Source organism: Oceanobacillus oncorhynchi, from assembly GCF_000821065.1.
GTDB classification, from domain to species: domain Bacteria; phylum Bacillota; class Bacilli; order Bacillales; family Amphibacillaceae; genus Oceanobacillus; species Oceanobacillus oncorhynchi.
This window is the reverse complement of record NZ_CDGG01000001.1, coordinates 1,079,936-1,104,123: the sequence shown is the minus strand read 5'-3', so window position 1 is coordinate 1,104,123 and position 24,188 is coordinate 1,079,936. Positions and strand designations below refer to the sequence as shown.

The window sequence follows — 24,188 nt, the reverse complement described above, 5'->3', positions numbered from 1 at the left end:
CCTTATATTTTTTTATTGATTACTTCAATTGTTAACTCCGGACGCTGGGCGAGGGAGGATTCTATGCTTCCAGGTGTATATTGCATGATTGGTTTATTTGCTCTTCCTTCAATCACCGGCTGATGTGTTTGCACCTGAATATCTAAATCTGCCGGTTCATAGGAAGTTTTTACAGCAAAGGTAGAAGGTATAAATGTAATCCCCAATCTTTTTTGCTCTGAAAATGCGTTTTCCATCGCCTGTGCCTTGATGGTATCTGCACTATTTTCAATGCGCATTAATGCATTGCCCTGCCGTGCTCTTCTGGCAGTCCCTTGAGCAGCCGCCTGTTCCCCGGCCTGCGCATTTTTGGCGATGCTTTTTTTCGCACTTAATAAATTCATGTCCTCCCATGCCTGGCTCTGATCGATGTTTAGCTTTCCTTGTTTCGTACGCATGGAGATTTCTGCTTTGGGCTGTCTGATGGTTAAATCACCAGACGGTTGTGACATATGTAATTGTGCCGGCTCTGTTTGAATTTGTATTTTTGCCGGCTGTGAATGCATTCTAATTTGTGGAATCTCCATCTCTTTTCCCTCTCCATCGCATGATTTAGAAAACATTGGCTTGGCTAAGCCTTTGAGTGAATAACATGCTCACATCCGTCTTATAAAAAAACTGTCCTATTTGCTAAAAACACCCTGCTCCAAACAACGTAGTGGGCAGGGTGTTTTATACGTAACAAACTTTCACGTGAACTTGTCCTTATCGTAAAAAGTCAACCAGAGAAGGCTGGATAATACGAGAACCTGCTGAAAGTGCTGCCCGATGTAGACTCTCTTGTGTAATCAGGTTCGTAATTGCCTCTGCAAAATCGACGTCTTCATTATCAGATAACGTTTTTGTCGTGACGATTTTTTGATCGGCTAAGCGGTTTTCGACAAGCTCTACCCGATTCATACGGGCACCGATTTCTGCACGTGAATCAAGAACGCCGCCAATCGACGCTTCTAATTCGCCAATGCTTTCTTCGATACCTTCTCCGTCTACAAGGCGTGAAATAAAGCTATCTACCGTTGCAAATAAATCTCCATTCTCGCCAAAAACGGTAGATCCATCTGTATTTGCTTTTACGGTAATCCCGCTTGAAACTTCGATAACCACATCATCATCTGCAAAATCAACCGTCAGTTCTCCATCTTCGCCTATTGTTACTGGTTGTACATCCGAATTTGTACCGTTAAAAATATATTTTCCATTCACACTCGTATTCGCTATATCTACTAAATGCTCTTTTAATTGCTTTGCTTCTTCTACAATACTCTGGTATTCATCACTGCTGTTTGTCCCATTGCTTGCCTTTACTGCCAGCTCTTTTAACCGCTGCATCGCATGATTGGTCTGGTCAATGGCAGCATCTGTATTATCCAGCCAACTGTTCACTTCAGAGGTATTCCGTTCAAACTGTTCGATTCGTGCTAATTCGGAACGGTAAGAAACGCCCTTCATCGCAATCATCGGATCATCAGAAGGCTTGGATATCTTTTTCCCCGTGTACAGCTGATCCATATATTTATTCATTTGCGTACTGTTATGTGATAAATTACGTAATAAGTTATTGGAAAGCATACTTTGAGTGACACGCATTTTTCTAACCTACCTTCCTACTAATCCCATTCGGTTGATAATTGTATCTATTAATTCATCCATCGCTGTCATTCCGCGGGCAGCTGCATTGTATGCATGCTGGAATTTAATCATGTTCGTCATTTCTTCATCCAGAGAAACTGCATTGATCGATTGACGCTGGTTATTGACCTGGTGCTGCAATGTCGCTGTATTATCCAGCATGGTGATGGCATGGTTAGCATCCACGCCGACTTCACCGATAATGGATTCCAGATAACCGTTCACAGAGACACCATCTAAATCCTCATTAGCACTTGTAAAAACATTCGACAAATCTCTTGCCAGGTCTCCTGAATTTCCTTCTCTTGACACATTAACTTCGGAACGGTCTTTTAAAGCAACTGCCATTTTCCCGGCAGCCCCCCGTGCATCAGTTAATTCTTCAAAAAATGGCAGCCCGGAATCCCCTTCTTGATGCAGTTCATTGATGCTGGTCACAATTGCATATGCCAGATTATCCAGCTTTTCAAGCATTTCCGGGAAATCGCCTTTTGCTACCGCGTTATCCCCTTCGCCCTCCGCATATCCGGAAGCATGTACATAGCTTTGGATAGTGCCTCTGGAGGATGTAATATCCACATCGCCTACATTAATGCTTTCAAAAACTTTCATTCCATTAATTTCTGTATAAACCGGGTCATCGATCTGCCGGGTTTCTCCTGTCACCCCATTTACGATATTCACCGGCTCACCGTCTGCAACAATGATATTCACAATGGCGACACCATCCCCCTGCTTCCCGCCCGGAATATGGTCTTTATTGTATGTCACATCAATATTCACAATTTCTGAAAGCTCATCCAAAATATTATCGCGTCGATCATATAAATCATTGGCAGTATACCCATGCGTTTCGAGCTTTTTAATTTGGGAATTGATATCTTTCAGGTTTTCAATCATACTATTTGCCTGATCAATTGTATTCTCTGTCTCCGTTTGTAAATCCGTACGAATCGTATTCATCGAAGACGACAGATGATTGAACGTATCAGCCAGCGCTTCCCCTCTGCTCAGGATGACTGCACGTCCCCCATTTTCGCCCGGGGTGGTAGATGCAGTCTGCAACGCACTCCAGAAATCACTCATTGCTGCTTCGATGCCTGAATCGCTCGGTTCATTCAATAAATTTTCCATTCTTGAAAGTGCCTCTGTCCGTTGAGACCAATAGCCTACAGAAGCATTCTCCGATCGAAATTGTGTATCTAAAAATTGATTGCGGATACGCTGTACAGACCCGGCTTCTACTCCGGTCCCCATCTGGCCAGGCAGATGCGGACTGTTCATCCCCGGCGTCGGGTAAGGATTCATCGCCTGCATATTAACGCGCTGTCTGGAGTATCCAGGTGTATTGGCATTGGAAATATTATGCCCGGTTGTATATAAAGCACTTTGCTGTGTACTCAGTGCCTGACGTGCCATTTCTAATCCTCGGAACGTGCTCATGCCTTCTTCTCTCCTTTTCTACGCTTTCGAATCAAATAAAGAACGGTTGGACATCTTATCAGAGGATGCAGTTCCGTAATTCATTGAGTTGATGGAAGGATTAACTAATTCCATCGAAAGCTGAACAAACTTCATCGATTCTTCCAGTAATGCTTTATTTAATTGCTCTTGTCTTTTTAGCTCTGTCATTGTATCCGTTAGTGCAGCCGCTGCATCTGCTGCCATTTTCTGCTCTTCTCCATCCAGCCTGTCCAAGATTTCTGTAATGGTCAGTGATGCTGCGGCATCAGGCTGTTCTTGATTCCATGCTTCTGCGGCTTCCTGTCTTTGTTGTTCCTGTTTCTCCAGTTGACGGATAAGCTTCTGCTCTTCTAAAAGCAATGCCTGAAATTCATCCAGCTTATTATTCGTCAAAGCTTCTGTCTTTCGCTTGGATAATCCCAGTAAATCTTTGTGTGTTGCGGTTAAATCATTCATTGCGTGAATCAGCTGTATGCCCACACCGTTTCCTCCTTTGACGGTATTCCCTTACTTACCAGTCCAAAAATCATGCATTTTCTGAGCAACCTTCTCATAATTTATTTCATATTGATTGCTCTCGATTTTTTGTTTTATCTCATTGACATATGCTGCCCGCGTTTCATTGGGCTGCTCCTGCTTCTGCAGCTTTTTCGCTTCCGGCGATATCTCAATACTGTCCTTCTTATATGCTTCAGACTCGACTGCCTGTTTATCCTTAAATGCCTGTTTATATGGATTAAAGTTGGTTGGATTTGGTCCATGTATTTTCAATTTCTGCACCCCTTCCAGTAATGCGTGATTTCTTTGGATACTGCATTACTCTTTCTTTGTTCGATTCTGGTATATTAATCTTTCTTCCATTCTCCTTTTGCATAATACGTTGTTTCACTTTCTTCTTTCAGCGCTTTTTCCTGAATGGATTCCACTGCATCATGCCGCTCCAGTTCTTCCTTCAGCTCTGTCTGGCAAGCATCACATAAAGTCCCTTCTGTAATAGGCCGTTGGCACCTTTCACAAGGATAGGACAAATTAGGGAAGTGAGAAGGCTGGAGCCTTTTTTCCCGGATAAATTTATGAAGAATACTTTCATCTACATCTATCGCCTCTACAATCTGCCCAATTGTAGCCATCCGGTTTTCCCGTTTTCTTAAAAAGTTATATACCATTCTAAAATCTTCTTCTTCTTTTTTATAGCATTCGTTGCATATTTCTCTAAATTGCTTCACAAACACACGATTACATCGTTCGCAGTTTGCCAGTTCTCCCATTGCCGTTTCTCCTCTCTGCTCTGCATATTGCCAGGAAGGAATTTATCATTTCATATTTTATTTTCACGAAATACTTTTGCCTACTTATATCATCGTCACTATTGCCGCTATTGTTAATAGTAAATTCGATTTATTTTACGTTCGTTACATTTATTATAACAAATCGTTTCGCAGTTTTGGGAGCAGTTCTATTATTCATCCTGTGCAGGCCTGCCCTTCTAACTTCGTGCTACTGTTAAGGAATACACTGCCGGGCAGCCGTGAAGCTTCAGCTGCTGTGCTGCCTGCCGGACAGTTGTACCAGTTGTATAAATATCATCTACAATCAAAGCTGGCTGCTGGAGGGCCTCTGTGATAAAAAAAGGATTCCCTCTTTTTAAACGCGACTTCCGATTTTTCTTTGCCTGCTTTTCCCCGCTGTTTCTTCCCAACGCATGCTTTACTGGAATATCCAGCATTTCTGCCAGAGCTAATGATTGATTAAACCCCCGCTCCTGCATTCGATTTTTACTTAATGGAATAGGCACGGCCGCTATGGATGGCGTAATCGAAGCAAATTGTTTTTCAAAAGCACGCTGCAGGTCCTTCCGAAAAACCTCTCTTAATACATAATCTCCCCGGAATTTCCATTGGGTAATCAGGTCACGCATCGTTTCATTATAATAGTAAATAGAATAATTCCCTTCTATATTTTCTCCTAATTGCCTCCACTGCTGACAATCAGAACAAATGGCGCCGTTCCACGCCCGGCTGCATACCTCACACCGCTTTCCAGAAATTATTTTGAGTTTTGCGGCACATGTTTCACAAAGAACCGAATTCGCTTCTATCGTCAGCCAATTCGACCATGTCAGGGGCTTTTCTAAGAGGGCATAGCAGTATAAACAAATATTCAACGCTTTCTCCCCCTTGCATTCATATCTAAAATCATCTGCCTGGCTTTTTCCATGGCATATGTTTTCCCATCATGGAAAAAGATAACCTCTCCCGATGGGTCATCCGCACTTCTTCCGGCACGTCCAGCAATTTGCACCAGTGCAGCTTCATTAAATACTTCATGGCCGGCACCCAGCACAACTACATCCACAGAGGGAAAGGTCACTCCCCTTTCCAGGATTGTTGTTGTAATCAAGGCGTGTAATTTCTTTTCCCGGAACTGGTTGATTTTTTCTTCTCGATTCTGATCCGCCGCAAAAACGATTTCTAATTCTTCTGCGGCTGCTATCGTATTGGTTTCAAGCAGGGAAGTGGAAATGACTTCCTTTAATTCCTTTGCCATGACGATTTCCGGCACGAATAACAGCAGCTGCCGCTTCGGATTTTTTCTCTGCGTAAGCCATTTTAATAAGACATGGGGAAGCTTTTTATTTGTCAGCTGACTGGTAAGGTAAAAGGAAAATTTAAATTTGGGGACAGGTAAAAGATGTCCATGGTAACGCAAAGGCACAAAAACATGCGGGAGTTTTCCAAGCTTCATTTGCAGCCTGAAGTTTTTACGAGGGGTGGCTGTGAGGTATAATGTCGTAGCCTGCTTCTTAACAGCTTGCTTGGCAGCATACATCAGGCTTCTATCTAAATAATAGGGAAAAGCATCTACCTCATCAATGATTAATACATCAAATGCCTGATAATAGCGCAGCAGTTGATGCGTAGTGGCTAAAATCAATTGGGACCTGCCAGTACGTTGCTCACTGCCGCCATAAAGAGCTTCTATGGTGATGTTTTGAAAAGCCTGTCTCATTCTGGGGAGTAATTCCCGGATAACATCGACGCGTGGAGAAGCCAGAGCAACACGATCCCCGCGCTTCAATGCCGCAGTAATTGCCGGGAACAGCATTTCTGTTTTGCCGGCACCGCAGACAGCCCAGCATAGATAGGATGGAATTATTTCGTTAACGGCTTGCTCCAGGTGCGCCGCAGCCCTGCTTTGAGCTGGCGTTAACTGTCCTTCCCAGGTTAACGGATTGGCATGCACCGGCCACCGTGCCTCTGCGCCATTCCAACTATACAACGGCTTGCATTCGCTGATCCTTCCCATTTGGATACAGTTCCGGCAATATAAATGGGTTTTCTGGCAAATTCCACAAGAGTATTCGGAAAAATAATGCATGGCTGTATTGCCGCAGCGAGTACATTTTGCTGCTCCTTTATTATTTTCAATTGCAGGAATTGGAATGAGCTGCTTCGTAGATCGGAGTACTTGAAAACAGGCTTGAGGTATGGGGACTTCATCTTCTAATAATCGTTTTCCGGATAAAGCCTGAGCGAGGAGTGCAGGGGTTAGGGGAATCTGTTTGTCCATACGTAATATAACACCTCCGTAAATTGTGGGGAAAAGCATCTATTTAGCAGAAAACTTCATTCAGTGCGCTTTTCTGCTGCTGAATGAAGTTTTATTCTATTTTTTATACCAAGCGACGCCAACAGCGCCTTGTCCGAGATGCGTACCAATAACAGGTCCAAAATAACTGATAGATGTTTCGATTTCCGAATGTTTTTCTTTAAAATCCGCTTCGAGCTTCTCGGCATAAGAACGGTCATTTCCATGAATAAACACTACGCGCAGTTCCTTGCCTCCGTCAACCTCTTCTTCCAGCATGGCAAGGATGCGGGATATCGCTTTTTTCTTCGTGCGGATTTTTTCAAAAGGAACAATCAGCTTATCCTCAAAATGAAGAATCGGCTTGATTTGTAACAGACTTCCTAATATCGCTTGGGCATTCGATAATCTTCCGCCTTTTTGGAGGTTCGTTAAATCATCCACCATAAAATAAGCGCGGGCTGATTTTTTTATTTCATCCAATCTCGCTAAAATAGCCTCTGCGGATGCTCCATTTTGAGCCATTGCCGCAGCTTCAAGCACATAAAAGCCCTGCAGCATACAGCTGATTTCCGAATCGTAGGCATACACATCGATTCCTTCCACCATGTCACCTGTACTTACCATGGTCTGATAGGTTCCGCTTATTCCGCTCGATAAATGAACCGAAATAACAGCGTCATAGTCTTCTGCTAATGCTTCTAATTTTTTCGTCATCTCGCCGACAGACGGCTGTGAGGTACTTGGCAATTCTTTGGCGTCAGCAAGCTTCCGGTAAAACTCCTCCGTGGTAATATCTAATTCTTCACGATAGGATCCATCCGGGAAATTGACACTTAACGGAACCATATGAATATTATATTTCTCCCGTTCTTCCGGCGTAATATATGCTGTACTATCTGTCATAACAGCAACTTTCATAGGCAATTACCCCTTTTCTTTTCTGTTACTATACTGTCTTGTTTCTGTATATCCTCATAGAAAACGGCTTACTTGACATTATTCTACACGAAACGGCTGTAAAAATCGAATGCTTTCCGGCAAGATGAACGTCTCTCCTCACCATTATGAAGAAATGAGAGATTCTGCTTGCCCAGAGGGAAAAAAGCGCCCTGACAGACTCAATCAGGACGCTTTTTTGTTTATTATAATTAAATAACCTCTACCCAGCCTTTTCGTATAGCACACACAACAGCCTGCGTACGATCATTCACATTCATTTTTTGAAGAATATTACTTACATGGTTTTTTACTGTTTTTTCACTGATATAAAGCGACTCTGCTACAGCACGGTTGCTTTTCCCCTCTGCCAGCAGCTGCAGCACCTGACATTCACGTCTTGTCAATAAATGAAGCGGCTTGCGGTGCTCTACATGTCTGTTTGCCAGACTGGAAGTATTTTCCCGTGCCAGACGTCGATACTCTTTTACTAAATTATGTGTAATGCGCGGATGTAAATAAGAACCGCCCTCGCTAACTACTTTAATTGCTTCAACAAGTGCTTCTGCATCCATCTCTTTTAGCAGATAGCCTTGCGCCCCCGTTTTCAAAGCATGTGTCACATAATTTTCATCATCATGGATAGATAGAATGATTATTTTTGTATGCGGAAATTGTCTCAGTAAGTCAGCAGTTGCCTGTACCCCGTTAATTTTAGGCATATTGATATCCATTAACACAACATCCGGATTATTATCTCTTACAAGATTAGCTGCATCCGTTCCGTCATCCGCTTCTGCAACTACCTTAAATGCCGGTTCGAATTCTAAAATTCGTTTGACACCTTCGCGAAATAATTTGTGGTCATCAATTAATACGATATTTACTTCTTTTTGTGCGTCCATATATATATCTCCTTTTCTACTAAATGATACTAATTGAACTGTCATGTTGTCTTCATCATTAATAGATAGATAGTTTTCTCTAGATTAAATAAGTCTATTGTAGTATATTTCATCATTATTGTCTCATTTCAGCTCAAACTATTTTTAACAGCTTATTTATTTATGAATGATGACACCCCTATGAAAAAATCCAGATACTTTCTACTTTTCTGCAAAAAGCTCTTTTTTTCTACAATATCTCTTTTTCATTATATACTTAAGTTAACGAATATGGAACATTAATTGTAACCGTTGTTCCTTTTCCTTCCCCTGTCACGATTTCCAGCTTGCCGTCAAGCATCTCCACGCGTTCTTTCATCCCGATTAATCCAAAGGAATTATCACTTTTTTCTTCCGGATTAAACCCTTTCCCGTTATCGGCTACAATCAGAATCAATCTATCTTTTAAAATTTCTAATTTCACTTTGATTGTTGTTGCTTCACTATGCTTTATCACATTCTGCGCAGCCTCCTGCATTAGCCGGAACAAAGCAACCTCATATTTGGAATCTAATCTTTTTTCTTTCCCAAATACAATAAAATCTACATGAATATTATGATATTCGGTCAATCTGTCAACATATTTCCGGATTGTCGGGATAAGTCCCAAATCATCCAAGGCCATTGGACGCAGGTCATAGATAATTCTCCGCACCTCCTGTAAAGAAGCACGAACATTTTTTCGCAGCGATTTAATTTCTTTGCTCACTTCTTCTGGCGACCCTTTTTTTATGACATAGTCCAAAATATCGGACCGTAACAAGACATTAGCCAGCATTTGAGCCGGTCCATCGTGGATTTCCCGGGAAAGCTTCTTCCTTTCCTCTTCTTGTGCTTCAATGATTTTCAAACCAAATTCCTGTTTTTCTCTGGCATCTTCAATCATCTCATTGACCTGTTTCATGTCATCCATCATAAAATTAAAAATAACCGTCATTTTAGCGGTAAGCTCTTCTCCGCGTTGCAATATATGTGTAAGATTTGTCAATCTGAGCTCTATCTCATCACGCCGCTTCCTTAACAGTTTTTCCTCTTCGCGCATAATGACTAATTTTGTTTGCAGATCATGTGTTTTTTCATAAACCTTCCGCACTTCTTCCTCAGAGTATTTCATAAAGTCTCTGCTGACTGCAGCAAGCTTCTTACGGTGATTTTTGACTTCGTTCTCTAACTGATCACCGTTTTTGATATATTCCTTTACTTTCTTTTTCGTTGATTCTAATTCCCCAGAAAGGTATTCATACTCTTTTCTGCCTTCCTCGGTCATTTCAAATACTTCATCCTTACTCTGGTTTACCATCTGCATTACATTCTCTACAATGTTATCTATCGCTTGACTGCTTAATCTTATTGTCATAAGAAACTCACCAACCTATGTTATAATTATTCGTAGCTTTCCTTGGTTTTATAAGGTTATTTAAAAATTAATTTCACCAAAATCCGGTATATATCTGTTAAATTAAATATGAAGCGAAGATAACAGCTGCTCAAGCGGACTTAAACGGCATTCCCAAAAGACACAGCTGGTTACAATGCCTTAGGGATGTTATGTAATACTTAAAATAATGAGGTGAAAATAAAATGCTATCAACTTATTATACCGTAAATAAACAGGGTACAGACGAAATAACCATTCAAAAGTCACGTTTTATCGCAAATGTTAAAAGGGTGGAATCAGAAGAGGAAGCACAGGAATTTATTCAATCTATTAAAAAGGAACACCGGGATGCGACACATAATTGCTCCGCATATATTATCGGGGAAACCGATTATATCCAAAAAGCGAATGATGACGGTGAACCAAGCGGAACAGCTGGTGTCCCAATGTTAGAAGTATTGAAGAAAAAAGGATTAAAGGATACTGCTGTGGTCGTGACAAGATATTTTGGAGGAATCAAACTGGGAGCCGGCGGGCTTATCCGTGCTTATGGCTCAGCAACCACACAAGGCATCCAAACGACCGGAATCGTCCGCAGAGAACTGATGCAAGGTGTTTCCGTCACTGTCGAATATACACTGCTCGGCAAGCTGGAAAACGAAATTCGTCAGCAGTCCAAATATCTTTTGGAGGACATTCATTATCTTGAGAATGTCGCATTTATTATTTATGTCAAAACGGAAGAAACCGATACTTTCCAAGATTGGATAACGGAAATGACAAATGCGCAAGCAGCATTCGAACTGCTCGGCCAGAAATATGTCGACATCGATGTAGAGGATACGCCTTCATAATAAAAAAACTCTGTCAGATTGCTCGATAATCCGACAGAGTTTTTATTTAATAACTTCTTTTTATGTTTGTGGTCGTATTTAATGATAATTCCTTAATAAGTAATTGAATGATTTCATCCATTGAATTTACTTTTTGATTTTCCGTATCATGAATAACCCGTTTCAATATCTTCTGATACTGTTCTTGCTCTCTGCCCATTCATCTACCGCCTTTAAATATTTTTTCTAAAAGTCGTTAACCTATACTCTACATGCAAATATGTAATATTGCACTCTAAGATGAATTTTCTTACTAAACGTAATTCTATATAAAAATAGAAGCGTTGTCTACTAATTTCGATAAATTTTTTAACTCTTTTGATAGATTCATAAATGACAGCGATTTCATCTATTCAAAGGCGTAACCCCCCCGTCAAAACTCCTCTTTACAGCTAATTCAAATCTCACAGCGAATCAAAAGTCCTACCCTCAGGAGAAATAGTACGCACAAAATTTGTTTTAAACATAGACGATTTATCTAATTTTCGATATAATCTATTACAGATTTATTTTTCCTGACAATTAGTAAAAATTTGTTTAAATTAAGGAAAGAATAGAGGAGAATATATTGGTGTCCAGATTAAATGATAGAAGTCGTAAAAGAAAAAAATGGCCATTTATTGTTGGTGGAATCATACTGTTTTTCATTTTAGTCGTCGGCGGCGGGGCCTTTTTTGTGTGGAATCAGGTTGGCAAGGTTGTTGAATCGATGCATAGTCCATTAGAAAGAGATAATGACCCTGAACGGCAGGATGAAATCAACCGGCTCTATAGCGATTCAGATGCAGTTAACATTCTGCTTCTGGGAGTAGATGAACGGGATGGCGATGTCGGACGTTCGGATACGATGATACTGCTTTCCTTAAATCCAAGAACCGACTCCATGCTTATGTTAAGTATTCCTCGTGATACCTATGTAAATATCCCGGATCGGGGAATGGATAAAATCAACCATGCGTATGCATTTGGTGAAGCTGCTCAAACAGGAGGCGGTACTGAATTATCTGTGGAAACAGTAGAAGAAGCCTTTGATTTGCCTATCCACTCCTATGTACGTGTGAATATGGAAGGTTTCCAGCAAGGTATTGATGCATTAGGCGGCGTTACTGTTCAAAACAGCACAGCTTTTTCTCAAGACGGGCATGATTTCAGCGAAGGAAATCTCACTTTAAATGGCGAGGAAGCTCTTTCTTATATCCGCATGAGAAAAGAAGACAGCCGCGGTGATATGGGAAGAAATGAACGCCAACGTAATGTTATCGTTGCTGCAATGGATGAAGCAGCCAGCTTTTCAAGCATTACCAAAGCAGGCAACATCCTGGACATCTTAGGAAATAATGTCCAAACGGATTTAGATATGAAACGGTTGCAAACATTATTTACAGACTATAGCGGAACAAGAAATAATGTCGAAACAATGGAAATAGAAGGAGACGGTCAAACCATCGGCGGAGTTTGGTATTATGTGGTACCTGATGATGAATTTAACCGTATCCGCTCAACGATTACCGACCATATGGAACAAAAATAAAGAAATGTGTCATTACTGAAACTTTTTTCATAGATTTCAGAACTGCAGACAGCTGATTCCAATTGGAAAACAAAACGTCACCTGGTAAATATACAGCGTGACGTTTTTTCACACAGTCTCTTCCTTTTTCTGATTGGATCAATATACTTTTAAAAATTTCATGTCATTCTATCTATTTTTCTAAAAAAAATGTAGAACGTGGTATACTTTTACGTAAAGAGATATTTTTTAATGGGGGTTAGAAAATGTGGAAAAAAAGTTTATGGATGATTCTTTTTATCGCCCTGTTAGCCGGGTGCTCTGAAGAACAAACCGACCCGACAAATACGTTAAATCAATATGCAGAAGCAGTAGAAGAAGGAGACTATGAATCTCTGTATCATCTTTTTTCTCAGGAAACAAAAGATACATATAGCGAAGAAGAGTCCGCTCTGCGCTTAGGAAAATTATATGATGATATTGCTGCTACGGATATTGAAATAAATATACAGCAATTAGAGGAAAGAGAAGTCGCTAACGCATATGACGACGGCATAGCAACGATTCCCTTCACTGTTAGCATGAACACAATCGCCGGTGAAATTTCATTTGATTACCAGGCAGAACTGACTTTAATCGAAAAGGAAGATGAAGAAGACAGCTGGCTGATCAATTGGGATTCCGGCTTTATCTTCCCTGATCTTGCAGATGGCGGAGAAATCCGCATTTCTACCAACGAGCCGGAAAGAGGAGAAATCCTTGACAAAAATCAGATGCCACTGGCAATCAATGATACCGTATACGAATTTGGAGTTATCCCGAGTGAATTGGGAGAAAATGAAGCAAAGCGCGAAGAAATAGCCCGTTTACTCGGAATGTCTGTCGACTCTATTAATTCCAGTATCGAAGCAGAATGGGTGGAAGATGATTTATTTGTTCCGCTGAAAACCATCCTCCCAGATGATTCAGATACCGTACAGGAGTTAAATGCAATCGATGGCGTTTCCTATCGTGAAATAAACGGCAGGGTTTATCCAGAAGGCGAAATAACTGCTCACTTAGTAGGTTATCTCCGCTCCGTAAATGCAGAGGATTTGGAAGAGCTAGACCCGACAGAATACACTTCTTCTGACAGAATCGGAGCACGGGGATTAGAAAGTTTATTTGAAGAAGAGCTTCGCGGTAAAAAAGGAGCGACGATTCAAGTAACAAAAGATGACGGAGAAGATGTGACTTTAGCTGAAACAGAAGCAGTAGACGGAGAGAATATTACAGTAACAATTGATATCAATATTCAGGATGATGTTTTTCAAGGATTTGATGAGGAGCCTGGCAATGCAGCTGTCATCGATCCAAAAACGGGGGAAACATTAGCCTTAGTCAGCAGCCCGTCTTTTGATCCAAACGATATTCTTTATGGCACTGCCCCAAATTATTGGGCAGATATGGAAGAGGATGAGTTACAGCCTATGCTGAATCGTTCTTCCTCCACGTTTGCGCCTGGTTCTGTTATTAAACCGGTCACTGGCGCAATCGGGCTGAAAAACGGTACGATTGAATACGATGAAGGCATTGAAATTGATGGATTGCAATGGGAGGATTACAATGTAACACGTGTATCGACCTCCGACGGACCTGTGGATTTAGATGATGCCCTGGTTCGTTCAGATAATATTTACTTTGCAATGAAAGCCGTTGAAATGGGCGGAGATGCTTTTGTTAAAGGGCTGCATGAATTTGGAGTTGGAGAAGAATTCCCATACACCTATCCGGTTTCAGATTCTACCATTTCTAATTCAGGTGAGTTAGACGACAATTATTTACTGGCACACACAAGCTATGGACAAGGTGAAATTGAAATGAGCGCGCTGCATCTGGCAACTACTTATTCCGCCTTCTTGAATAATGGAGATATGATACAGCCGACATTATTAACAGATGAAGAAACCGGGCAGTTTTGGAAAGAAGGCTTAGTTACGGAAGAACAAGCGAATCAAATCCAAGAGTCCCTTCGTAATGTGGTCACAGAAGGAACTGGTAAACCTGCTGAAGAAGCCGATTTTCCTATCTCAGGTAAAACAGGTACCGCCGAATTAAAATTAACCGGAGAAGACAGCGGAGATGAAAATAGCTGGTTTGTCGGCTACCCGACAGATGATCAAGATCTCATGATCGCCATCATGGTGGAAGGAACCAAAAACAATGACCGCAGCTCCGGAGTGGAGAAAGCTACAGAAATATTAATGGATATTAAAGAGTAGAGCTTCTATAGCAAAAAGGGTTTGAGCAACAATACCAGTGCTCAAACCCTTTTTTTATAAGCAAAAGAAAGCCATTTAACAGAATAGCATCTGTCAAACAGCTGAAATGGAAATATAGTCATTTTATTGATTGTTTAAGGCACTTGTTAATTCTAAGAATGTTTCTTTATCATCGTTATCAATCGCTTTATCAATCAGCCTTCTGACATTTTCATACTCCATTTCTGCTATCACCTGGTCTAAAGCCTTTTGCTGTTCGGAAACCTCCTGCGAATCTTCAGGTAAATAATAGGATTCTGCAATACGGTGAAGCATTTCCAAAAAGCCGGGAATCGAAATCAATTGTGACATGGAGATAGTGAGTACTTCTTTGCCTTTTTGAAAAGCAAAGACATCATCGACATTCTCAATTTTTTTCGTCTTGCGATTAATACGAACTTCCGTAGATTTTACAGGGATAAATTGATATACCTTCTTATTCATGATAATAGAGAAGTATTGATATGCTAAAATAATCCGGATATATTTCTCTTCTGTCTTTACATAATAAGGCTTTAACATTTTAACAGTAACCATCTTATCCCCCCTATTTAGGACACACTCTAAATTTTCTGTTAATTTATTCTACCGGATATAGCTGAAAAAATCAAGCAGAGATTTTTAATTGTTTAGAAAACTTGGTTTTTATTAAAAATTGAAATGATCACGGGCTTCCATTTAACGCTTCTGCTTCTTCCTCTGAAAAAACTCTCGAACGAGTTAAAAATCTTTTTCCTTCAGGTCCTTCTAACGAGAACATCCCGCCCCTTCCATTAACAACATCAATAATAAGCTGCGTATGCTTCCAATACTCAAATTGATCTCTAGATATATAAAATGGGATATCGCCTGGCAGTGTTCCTAATAAGACATCCGACTCGCCGGTTTTTAGCTCTCCAAGCGAATAACACATGGGCGAGCTTCCGTCACAGCAGCCTCCTGACTGATGAAACATAAGCGGGCCATGAATGTCTTTCAGCTTCTCCATCAAGTTCTGCGCATCCTGCGTTGCAACCACTCTGTCTACCATGGAAAATACCTCCTTATTTAAGTAACTGCAGACAAGAGAATCCGTATGTTTCGGCAGGCATACGTATCTAACCTATGCCTGCCATTTTGCTGTTCCTATAACCTTTTTTTATTTTAAAATAAACCAGCCGGGCCTTCGCTGTAGCTGACCAGTAAGTTCTTTGTCTGTTGATAATGATCCAGCATCATTAAATGATTTTCTCTGCCGATTCCTGATTTTTTATATCCTCCAAATGCGGCATGCGCAGGGTACTGATGATAACAATTGGTCCATACGCGCCCGGCTTGAATGCCGCGTCCAAAACGATACGCTGTGTTCATATCACGTGTCCAGATACCAGAACCTAGACCATATAGTGTATCATTTGCGATTTCCAGCGCCTCTTCCTTATCCTTGAATGTAGTTACGGATAATACCGGACCGAAAATCTCCTCCTGGAAAATACGCATCTTATTATTCCCTTTAAAAATTGTCGGCTGCACATAATACCCGGAAGCCAGTTCTCCGTCAAGCTTATTAACATCTCCACCGACAAGAACTTCTGCACCTTCCTGCTTGCCAATATCGAGATAAGACTTAATTTTTTCAAATTGTTCTTCCGAGGCTTGGGCTCCCATCATCGTCTCTGTATCAAGCGGGTGACCAATTTTAATTTGATTGACACGTTCAATTGCTTTTTCCATAAACCGGTCGTAGATTGATTCATGCACAAGGGCGCGGGACGGACATGTACAAACTTCCCCCTGGTTCAGGGCAAACATGACCATTCCTTCAATTGCTTTATCTACAAAGCTGTCATCCTTATCTAATATGTCTTCAAAAAATATATTCGGTGATTTGCCTCCCAGCTCCAAGGTTACTGGAATTATATTTTCAGACGCATATTGCATAATGAGACGGCCAGTCGTGGTTTCGCCTGTAAATGCAATTTTCGCGATACGGCTGTTTGTGGCAAGCGGCTTCCCTGCTTCTACTCCAAAACCGTTGACAATATTCACCACACCGTCTGGCAACAAGTCCTTGATTAAATCCAACAGCACATGAATCGAAGCCGGTGTCTGTTCAGCAGGCTTCAATACAACGCAGTTTCCGGCAGCCAATGCTGGGGCAAGCTTCCAGGTTGCCATTAATATTGGAAAGTTCCATGGAATAATTTGACCGACGACTCCTAACGGCTCATGAAAATGGTAAGCAACCGTATCATTATCAATTTGGCTCAGCGTCCCCTCTTGCGCGCGAATCGTCCCTGCAAAATAACGGAAATGATCGATTGCCAATGGAATATCTGCTGCCAAGGTCTCCCGGACTGCTTTCCCGTTCTCCCAGCTTTCTGCTACGGCCAGCTTTTCTAAATTCTCTTCCATCCGGTCAGCAATACGATTTAAAATCAGTGCCCGTTCTGCGACAGATGTTTGACCCCACGCATCTTTCGCCTCATATGCTGCATCAATCGCCGCATCCACGTCTTCCTTTGTGGAACGGGCGATTTCACAAAACACTTCACCTGTAATCGGAGTTGTATTCTCAAAGTAGTTTCCCTTTAGCGGCGGCTGATACTTTCCCCCAATGTAATTATCATAACGCTTTTCATAGTTTACAATAGCACCTTCTGTGTTCGGATTAGCATACCTCATTTAAACTCCTCCTTATTGTAAGCGATTACATTTTGATGTGAATAATATATTAATTTGTTATTACAGTATAGCAAATATTATCTTACATTTACAATAATTTCAACTATTAAATTTTTTATGTATGAAAATCCTTTATATTTCGTTTGCAAACTGCTCAGCTATAGGTATTTAAACTTGACTATACCACCATATTGAAAATATGCTTTCTATTTCCTGTTTAACGAACGCGAAGATGCAGCGGATCAAAATCAACCCGCTGCATCTTCGCTTCGTTCTATCCTCAGTAAATTATAGAGATACTATTTACTTCAATTCAGGAATTACTCGAACTTCTTTTGCCATTTCAGATTGGCATAAAGGGCAGCTCGGCTCAGCTTCAAAACTAAACGATTCTCTCATCCATCCTTGACAATCTTCTTGAGTGCATGACCAGACGTTTGTTTCCACCTCTGGCACTGGTTCCTTAGGTCCACGCGAAAAAGACATTATAGCATCTCCCTTCCTTATATACAGTATACGCTAAAACTTGAAAGAGTGAAACTTTTGAGCATAACAACTTTTCATACTTTTTTCAAATATTGTACCTTTATTTCCATAAATTCATGTGTCAGCTTCTTCTTATAGCTTGTACTACTTTCCATTTTGATATACTGTTTAAAAGCGAAATGCTCTATTTTTATTATATGCGCTGAATAGCTATATATGATAAAAAGATTCATATATACAAAAAAGAATTAGACAGCTTTTTGTATACTGCCCAATTCCTTTTGTATTCCCATACATGAAACATATGGATATCATCAATTATTTCAATGCAAATTTTTCAATTGCTTTACCGACACCGTCTTCCAGATTACTGTCTGTTACAGCATTAGCTGCTTCTTTTATTTTTTCTTGCGCATTGCCCATCGCAACACCTACACCTACTTGCTGAATCATTTTCAAATCGTTCAGACTGTCACCGACTGCCATAATTTCTTCCATGGAAATCCCGGTACGATCGCAAAGAAAGGATAATGCATTTGCTTTGCTTACACCTTCAGGGTTAATTTCAATATTTGTCGGCAAAGAGTTTGTTATTTCTAAACCCTCCAGCTCCTTTAACCTATCTTTAACTTCCTGCAGTCTATCCAGATCCTCTGAAGCACATCCGAATTTAAGCCATTGATAATCTTGTATATTTACTGTTTCATCGCCTTGAAATACTCCTTCCGTAGAAATCATCCATCTGTGTACCCCTGCTTCTTCGGTATATTGCTGCAGTTTTTCTACTGTTTCATTAGCCAACAGTTTCTGCTGGAGCAATTCTTTTTCCATTGTCCACACCTGGCCGCCGTTAGCTGTAATCATAAATGTCTGTAATTTTAACTCTTCTGCATAAGGATAGCATGTATCAATTCCCCGTCCAGTACTTAGTACCACTTGGATACCTTGACGCAATGCCTCCTGGATGGCTTCCTTATTACGCTTTGATACCTCAAGTGCCGGATTTAACAATGTTCCATCCATATCCAAGGCAATTAACTTCACCGATTTTGTCATTTTATTCATACCTCATTTCTCTGTTATCTTGTTTAAGTATACTGGAAACCCGGATGCTTTTACTACTAAAACGCAGCTTGGCGCATCCATTAGATTTTGAACTACCCCCGCTTATCCACCTTATAAGTTGCTTGAAGTGGGAGATTCCTAAGAACACCAACCTACCGGTCAGTTATGGATTAGGCTATCCCCGCAGTCCCTGCGGTTAATCGCAATGCTTCTTTACGAAGATTCCTGCTTGCGTTCCTATCTCTTTGGTGATGGCATTGACATGTTTCGTGGTATAGGATTGAACAGAATTCTTTTTTGATTTAAAACGAGGTGCCTTATTCTGTTTCTTATAATAGCGCGGATAGGAATCATTCACGTTTTCCACCGCTTTTTGAAGGGCAATACTATCGACTTCTTTGAGGAAGGGATAGGTTTTCTTCAATTCTGGAACCGCTTTGATTGCCTTATTTATTGAAAAATTCGCTCTTCCAATTATTTTGAAGAAGCTGTCCGTTTTGTACCATTTCATTCACCGTATGCCAATAGTGGTCTTTTTGTTTTCCTGTAAAATAGTTGTAGACAAAGCGGGAGCAGCCGATTGTCTTATGGATGAAGGTGATTTGTTTTTTGTTCGGATAGATACGAAAACGAAATGCTTTTTTTACTTTCATAGCTTCTTACCTCTCCTGTCTATTATATCAGAAAAAGGATGTTTACAGAACTTTTGTTCGATTAAATATTGGACAGTTTAGACACTCAAAAGCAATCTTTTGTGCATGGGAGATTCGTCTCTCCCTTACCTCTACGTGCTTGAAGAGGGAGTTTTCTCTCGTTTTTTTATAAAAAAACTGCTGTTTCTACAAATTATCCTATTATATTTCCCAGGAAATACTCTGTTTCTCGTTTTCAAAAAGAAAACACCTAATCAGATATTTCTAATTAAGTGCTTTCTAAACAGCTAGCTTTCGATAGTTTTCCCAGATTCATCTATATCATTGATGATTTCCTGAAGCTGATTTTTTTCGGTGAATTGAATAATCTGCTCCAAATCTAACAGTAAAATAAGTTCATCGTCAATCGTTGCTACACCTAATAAAAAGGTATCTTTTATCTCACCGACAAGCTTAGGGGCAGACTTAATGAAGGAAGCTGGTATATCCTTTACCTCTGTCGCCTGATCCACAACCATCCCAATTTGCATCTCATCAACTTGTACAACGAGCGTTCTGGTCTGGTCTGTGATATCAACACCGCCTAGATTCAATCTTTCCCGTAAATCAATAATAGGGGTCATTACTCCCCGCATTTCCGTAACACCTTTCATAAAACCAGGAGTACGAGGTATCTCTGTTAGAGATAATGCCCGCTCTATGGAAACGATTTGCTGCACATGAACAGCAAAGGTCTGTTCTTTTAATCTGAATATAATATGTTTCTCTGTATCCATTTACTTTCCCCCTTTCTTTAAATGCGCTTTAATCAATCAGCGCATTAGGATCAATAATCAAAGCGACCTCACCATCACCTAATATGGTTGCTCCTGATACGGCAAATACTTCTCCAAGATAATTCCCTAGCGATTTTAATACAACTTCCTGCTGACCAATCAGTTCATCGACAATTAATCCCAGCAGTTTTTCTCCCTTTTTGATGATTACAGTAGAATAACGATCTGCTTCCGTATCATAATCAGGAACCTTTAGTACCTTACCTAAAGACAAGACAGGTATAATTTTGCCACGATAATCGATAACATCTGCTCCTTGCGCACACATAATCTTTTCTTTAGGAAGCATAATCGTCTCTAAAATAGAAGTTAATGGAATCGCTAATGTTTCCTTCTTAACATGGACAAGCATGGTAGTAATAATCGATAAGGTCAAAGGCAGCTGGATGGAAAAGGTGCTTCCTTTCCCTGTCATAGTTGTTACGGAAATTTTACCGCCTAATGCTTCGATTTTATTTTTTACAACATCTAAGCCAACACCGCGTCCCGATACATCGGAAATCGTATCAGCTGTACTGAATCCTGAACTCATAATTAACGCTGCAACTTGATCATCGGTTAACTCTTCGGCTTCTTGAGGTGTAATAATATTGTTTTCAATCGCTTTTTCCGATACTTTTTCGCGGTTGATTCCCGCACCATCATCTTCTATTTCGACAAAAACATGATTTCCGCTGTGGTAAGCACGTAATACGAGCTTGCCTTCCTCCGGCTTATTGTTCGCAATCCGCTTCTCCGGCCTTTCAATTCCATGATCACAAGAATTACGAATCAGATGGACCAGCGGATCCCCAATTTCGTCAATGACCGTGCGATCTACTTCTGTTTCTGCACCTTTTATTTCCAGGGCAATTTTTTTATTTAAATCTTTGGATAATTGACGGATCATTCTTGGAAAACGGTTGAAAACCTGCTCGATTGGAACCATTCGCATCGCCAGAATCAGCGATTGCATATCCGAACTTACTCTGCTTAAATGCTCTACAGTCTCTCTTAAATCACTATTGTCTATTGAGGAAACAAGCACCTCAAGTCGGCTTCTATCAATCACAACCTCTTCAAATAAGTTTAAAAGATTATCAATCTTATCGAGATTTACCCGGATATTCTTAGAAGCAGTTTTCTTTCCGTTATTTTGTGCAGCCTCTTTATTTTTCGACACTTCTGCCTTTGTTTCAGACTTCTTCGCTGGTACCTCTGTCACCTTTTCACTGACCGTTTTTTTATTTGCTTGCACGATTTCTTTCTCTGCTGTTTTTTCCTCTGTCTGTTCCTCCGTATCCGAAGCCGTTTCATCCGTTTCGATCACATGTGCTTCAACCGTTTCCACTTCTGATACATTTTTCACTGCTTCCACCAAGGCGTCCGGCTCTTGGTCTGTCAAAAATAAAAGTGTAAATCCTGAATCAAATGTCCCTTCCTCAATCTCTTCTACAGTCGGGGAAGTACGGATAATTTCTCCCAAGTTCTCTAATACTTCAAACACCATAAATGCCCGGGCGCCTTTTAAAATACAGCTCGCTTCAAACGTTACTTTTAAATCATAGGGGGTCATCCCTTGTTCTTTGGCCTGCTGAACAACCGTGAACTGAAATTCATCTAAATCGGATGCTTTGAAATAATTTCCTGTATCTTCCTTTTCTTCCACTGCTGCTGCAGCTGCTGATTCAGAAATACCTTCTCCTTTTTCAATTGCTTCCAGTTTTTTCACATGTTCACTGACATCTTTTTTACCGTCTCCTCCGTTTCGCACAGAATCAACCATATCTTCCAAATCATCAATAGACATAAATAACGTATCGATGATTTCCGTGTTTGTCATTAATTCTTCATTACGAATCAGGTCCAGAACGTTCTCCATTTTATGCGTCAGAGAGGCAATATCTTCATACCCCATTGTTGCTGCCATCCCTTTTAGCGTATGGGCAGAGCGGAATATCTCATGTACATATTCCAAGTTAGAAGGATCTTCTTCTAATTTCAATATAAAATCATTGATTGACTGTAAATGCTCCTGGCTTTCATCTAAGAAAATATCCAAATATTGTTGCGTATCCATAAGATTTCCCCTCTATTCTAATCTTCATTTGTTTCATCCGGAACATTGATCTCATAATTAGGTAAAACCAGAACTTCTACACGTCTGTTCCTTGCTCTGTCTTCTTCTGTATCATTAGGAAAAGCCGGTTCAAATTCTCCATACCCCTTCACGCTAAACAGTGTCGGATCAAGATCATCATTTTGCATCAAAATCTGCATAAAATTCATTGCCCGTGTCACGCTCAATTCCCAATTTGATTCAAAATCTGCGTTATGAATTGGAACATCATCGGCATGGCCGCTGATAACGACCTGATGCGGAGGCTCTGTATGCAGGATTTGAGAAACATCTTCTGCAACCTGTATTCCTTCTTGTTTGACCACTGCACTTCCAGAATCAAACAGAATATCATTGCGCATGGTCACCAGCAGCCCTTCTCCTGTTAAAGTTGTTCCAAATTCTTCAGTAAGACCTGCTTCTTCAATATATATATTAATTTCTTCCTCGACCTGTCTAAGCCTGAGAAGCTCCTGTTCTCCTTCTATATCAGCTTCGTCAGCTGTCTCCTCTTCGCTTCCTTCTTCATCATCTGTGCCCTCTTCCATATAATCTCCTTCGTCCCGGCCTTCTTTCATACTGGGCGGAATTGGTTCCGACTCGTAATCTAACAGTCCTGTCCCTGATCCGGATGATAATTCATCACGAAAGACATTAGCAAGCTGGAAATATCTTTCCACATTGACATCACTGGAAGCAAATAAAACTATAAATAAGGCTACTAATAAGGTTAATAAATCAGAATAAGGAAGCAGCCAAGATTCATCTACATGTGATTGTTTTTTCTTTCTTTTTCTTCTAGCCATCGCTATCCCTCTTCTGCAGTTCTGCCAGCTCTTTGGAAGAAAGTAAAGATCCTAATTTTTCCTGCACAATTAAACGGGAATCGCCTGTTGTAATAGACAAGACGCCTTCCACAATTAATTCTTTTTGCAGTACTTCCCGCTTCGATTTTTCACGCAATTTATTAGCGAATGGGTGCCATAAAACATAACCTGTGAAAATCCCCAGCAAGGTCGCCACAAAGGCTGCTGAAATGGCATGTCCCAATGCGTCAATGTCAGACATATCAGCGAGTGCTGCAATCAATCCGATTACTGCACCAAGTACTCCCAGTGTCGGAGCATATGTACCAGCTTGTGAAAATATAGCAGCACCTTCTTCATGCCGCTGCTCCATCGCTTCTATCTTTTCAATCATGACATCTTTGATAAAATCCGGTGATTGTCCATCAATGGCTAATTGCAAACCAGACGAAAGAAAGGGGTCATCTACTTCATTTACTTGGTTCTCTAAAGAAAGAAGCCCTTCTTTACGCGTTTGATCTGCCCAATCCATGAATAAGACAATAAGCTCTTTTGAATCAGTTTGTTTCTCTTCAAAAAATAATTTCTTAAATAATGCCGGGACTTTCTTCAGCGCACTTCCCGGGAAGGCAATCGTAACTGCTGCAACTGTCCCTAACAGGATGATAAGAAATGCTGCCGGCTCAAGCAATGCAGCTAAGTCTGCTCCTTTTAATACCATCCCTACGCCGATAGCAATTAGTCCTAATATTAATCCTATGACTGATGATTTATCCATATGTATCCTCCCGTTTTCCATTGTACCTACTTTTAATATCGGTAAAATTCATAAATTATGAAGTCCCTTGGAAGGTAAATTTCGCATGAATCGACAAGTATTTTACAAATGATTGATT

At 40.6% G+C, this 24,188-nt stretch carries 24 protein-coding genes and 1 pseudogene; 3 read left to right on the top strand and 22 right to left on the bottom strand.

What is annotated here, in order from left to right; translation table 11 throughout:
- Nucleotides 1-2 precede the first annotated feature (2 nt).
- The 11 genes from BN997_RS04895 to BN997_RS04845 all read right to left on the bottom strand — a co-directional run bounded on the left by BN997_RS04895 (nucleotide 3) and on the right by BN997_RS04845 (nucleotide 9,960).
- Nucleotides 3-566 (bottom strand): DUF6470 family protein, encoded by a 564-nt coding sequence (locus tag BN997_RS04895; RefSeq protein WP_042530183.1) that lies wholly within the window; start codon nucleotides 564-566, stop codon nucleotides 3-5.
- Nucleotides 567-744: 178 nt separating this feature from the next.
- A complete protein-coding gene (flgL, locus tag BN997_RS04890) occupies nucleotides 745-1,626 on the bottom strand; it encodes a flagellar hook-associated protein FlgL (protein WP_042530181.1) in 882 nt (293 codons plus the stop codon).
- A gap of 9 nt (nucleotides 1,627-1,635) precedes the next feature.
- Nucleotides 1,636-3,111 (bottom strand): flagellar hook-associated protein FlgK, encoded by a 1,476-nt coding sequence (flgK, locus tag BN997_RS04885; RefSeq protein ID WP_042530179.1) that lies wholly within the window; start codon nucleotides 3,109-3,111, stop codon nucleotides 1,636-1,638.
- Between the two features lie 18 nt (nucleotides 3,112-3,129).
- Nucleotides 3,130-3,612, bottom strand: coding sequence for a flagellar protein FlgN (locus tag BN997_RS04880; RefSeq protein WP_052484912.1), 483 nt, complete (start codon nucleotides 3,610-3,612; stop codon nucleotides 3,130-3,132).
- Between the two features lie 27 nt (nucleotides 3,613-3,639).
- Complete coding sequence (flgM, locus tag BN997_RS04875) at nucleotides 3,640-3,903, bottom strand: flagellar biosynthesis anti-sigma factor FlgM (protein ID WP_042530177.1); 264 nt, start codon at nucleotides 3,901-3,903, stop codon at nucleotides 3,640-3,642.
- Nucleotides 3,904-3,977: 74 nt separating this feature from the next.
- Nucleotides 3,978-4,400: a TIGR03826 family flagellar region protein gene (locus BN997_RS04870; RefSeq protein ID WP_042530176.1), complete on the bottom strand. Its 423-nt coding sequence runs from the start codon at nucleotides 4,398-4,400 to the stop codon at nucleotides 3,978-3,980.
- 218 nt (nucleotides 4,401-4,618) lie between these two features.
- Nucleotides 4,619-5,296, bottom strand: coding sequence for a ComF family protein (locus BN997_RS04865; RefSeq protein WP_042530173.1), 678 nt, complete (start codon nucleotides 5,294-5,296; stop codon nucleotides 4,619-4,621).
- A complete protein-coding gene (locus BN997_RS04860; RefSeq protein WP_042530171.1) occupies nucleotides 5,293-6,702 on the bottom strand; it encodes an ATP-dependent helicase ComFA in 1,410 nt (469 codons plus the stop codon). The genes BN997_RS04865 and BN997_RS04860 overlap by 4 nt, the downstream gene beginning before the upstream one ends.
- A 96-nt stretch (nucleotides 6,703-6,798) precedes the next feature.
- Nucleotides 6,799-7,641: a DegV family protein gene (locus BN997_RS04855; protein WP_042530170.1), complete on the bottom strand. Its 843-nt coding sequence runs from the start codon at nucleotides 7,639-7,641 to the stop codon at nucleotides 6,799-6,801.
- A 230-nt stretch (nucleotides 7,642-7,871) separates the two neighbouring features.
- A complete protein-coding gene (locus BN997_RS04850; RefSeq protein ID WP_042530169.1) occupies nucleotides 7,872-8,564 on the bottom strand; it encodes a response regulator in 693 nt (230 codons plus the stop codon).
- A 256-nt stretch (nucleotides 8,565-8,820) separates the two neighbouring features.
- Entirely contained in the window at nucleotides 8,821-9,960 is a 1,140-nt protein-coding gene (locus tag BN997_RS04845) for a sensor histidine kinase (protein ID WP_042530167.1), read from the bottom strand.
- Nucleotides 9,961-10,184: 224 nt separating this feature from the next.
- On the opposite strand from BN997_RS04845, the gene BN997_RS04840 reads away from it, so the two are divergent.
- Entirely contained in the window at nucleotides 10,185-10,835 is a 651-nt protein-coding gene (locus tag BN997_RS04840) for a YigZ family protein (protein WP_042530165.1), read from the top strand.
- A gap of 46 nt (nucleotides 10,836-10,881) precedes the next feature.
- On the opposite strand, the gene BN997_RS23095 is transcribed toward BN997_RS04840, so the two are convergent.
- The gene (locus BN997_RS23095; RefSeq protein ID WP_175297007.1) at nucleotides 10,882-11,034 is read right to left on the bottom strand and encodes a hypothetical protein; all 153 of its coding nucleotides are present in this window, start codon (nucleotides 11,032-11,034) and stop codon (nucleotides 10,882-10,884) included.
- A 408-nt stretch (nucleotides 11,035-11,442) separates the two neighbouring features.
- Here BN997_RS23095 and BN997_RS04835 point away from each other — a divergent pair, with 408 nt between their 5' ends.
- Complete coding sequence (locus tag BN997_RS04835; protein WP_042530164.1) at nucleotides 11,443-12,405, top strand: LCP family glycopolymer transferase; 963 nt, start codon at nucleotides 11,443-11,445, stop codon at nucleotides 12,403-12,405.
- A gap of 245 nt (nucleotides 12,406-12,650) precedes the next feature.
- Nucleotides 12,651-14,645, top strand: coding sequence for a penicillin-binding transpeptidase domain-containing protein (locus tag BN997_RS04830; RefSeq protein WP_042530162.1), 1,995 nt, complete (start codon nucleotides 12,651-12,653; stop codon nucleotides 14,643-14,645).
- Nucleotides 14,646-14,768: 123 nt separating this feature from the next.
- Here BN997_RS04830 and BN997_RS04825 read toward each other — a convergent pair whose 3' ends face one another.
- The 10 genes and pseudogenes from BN997_RS04825 to motA all read right to left on the bottom strand — a co-directional run bounded on the left by BN997_RS04825 (nucleotide 14,769) and on the right by motA (nucleotide 24,070).
- On the bottom strand, nucleotides 14,769-15,221 hold the full coding sequence (locus tag BN997_RS04825; protein WP_042530160.1) for an IDEAL domain-containing protein: 453 nt from the start codon (nucleotides 15,219-15,221) through the stop codon (nucleotides 14,769-14,771).
- A gap of 127 nt (nucleotides 15,222-15,348) precedes the next feature.
- Nucleotides 15,349-15,714: a DUF779 domain-containing protein gene (locus BN997_RS04820; RefSeq protein WP_042530158.1), complete on the bottom strand. Its 366-nt coding sequence runs from the start codon at nucleotides 15,712-15,714 to the stop codon at nucleotides 15,349-15,351.
- Between the two features lie 113 nt (nucleotides 15,715-15,827).
- On the bottom strand, nucleotides 15,828-17,348 hold the full coding sequence (gene exaC / locus BN997_RS04815) for an acetaldehyde dehydrogenase ExaC (RefSeq protein WP_042530156.1): 1,521 nt from the start codon (nucleotides 17,346-17,348) through the stop codon (nucleotides 15,828-15,830).
- 303 nt (nucleotides 17,349-17,651) lie between these two features.
- On the bottom strand, nucleotides 17,652-17,834 hold the full coding sequence (locus tag BN997_RS04810; RefSeq protein WP_040978795.1) for a cold-shock protein: 183 nt from the start codon (nucleotides 17,832-17,834) through the stop codon (nucleotides 17,652-17,654).
- Nucleotides 17,835-18,152: 318 nt separating this feature from the next.
- Complete coding sequence (locus tag BN997_RS04805; protein ID WP_052484911.1) at nucleotides 18,153-18,890, bottom strand: Cof-type HAD-IIB family hydrolase; 738 nt, start codon at nucleotides 18,888-18,890, stop codon at nucleotides 18,153-18,155.
- Between the two features lie 265 nt (nucleotides 18,891-19,155).
- Nucleotides 19,156-19,552 (bottom strand): annotated as a pseudogene (locus tag BN997_RS22445) (helix-turn-helix domain-containing protein); the annotation flags it as partial.
- A gap of 287 nt (nucleotides 19,553-19,839) precedes the next feature.
- A complete protein-coding gene (locus BN997_RS04795) occupies nucleotides 19,840-20,328 on the bottom strand; it encodes a chemotaxis protein CheW (RefSeq protein ID WP_042530151.1) in 489 nt (162 codons plus the stop codon).
- Nucleotides 20,329-20,356: 28 nt separating this feature from the next.
- Nucleotides 20,357-22,447, bottom strand: a complete 2,091-nt coding sequence (locus BN997_RS04790) for a chemotaxis protein CheA (protein WP_042530149.1) — start codon at nucleotides 22,445-22,447, stop codon at nucleotides 20,357-20,359.
- A gap of 17 nt (nucleotides 22,448-22,464) precedes the next feature.
- A complete protein-coding gene (gene motB / locus BN997_RS04785) occupies nucleotides 22,465-23,292 on the bottom strand; it encodes a flagellar motor protein MotB (protein ID WP_042530147.1) in 828 nt (275 codons plus the stop codon).
- The gene (motA, locus tag BN997_RS04780; protein WP_042530145.1) at nucleotides 23,285-24,070 is read right to left on the bottom strand and encodes a flagellar motor stator protein MotA; all 786 of its coding nucleotides are present in this window, start codon (nucleotides 24,068-24,070) and stop codon (nucleotides 23,285-23,287) included. The genes motB and motA overlap by 8 nt, the downstream gene beginning before the upstream one ends.
- Nucleotides 24,071-24,188 lie beyond the last annotated feature (118 nt).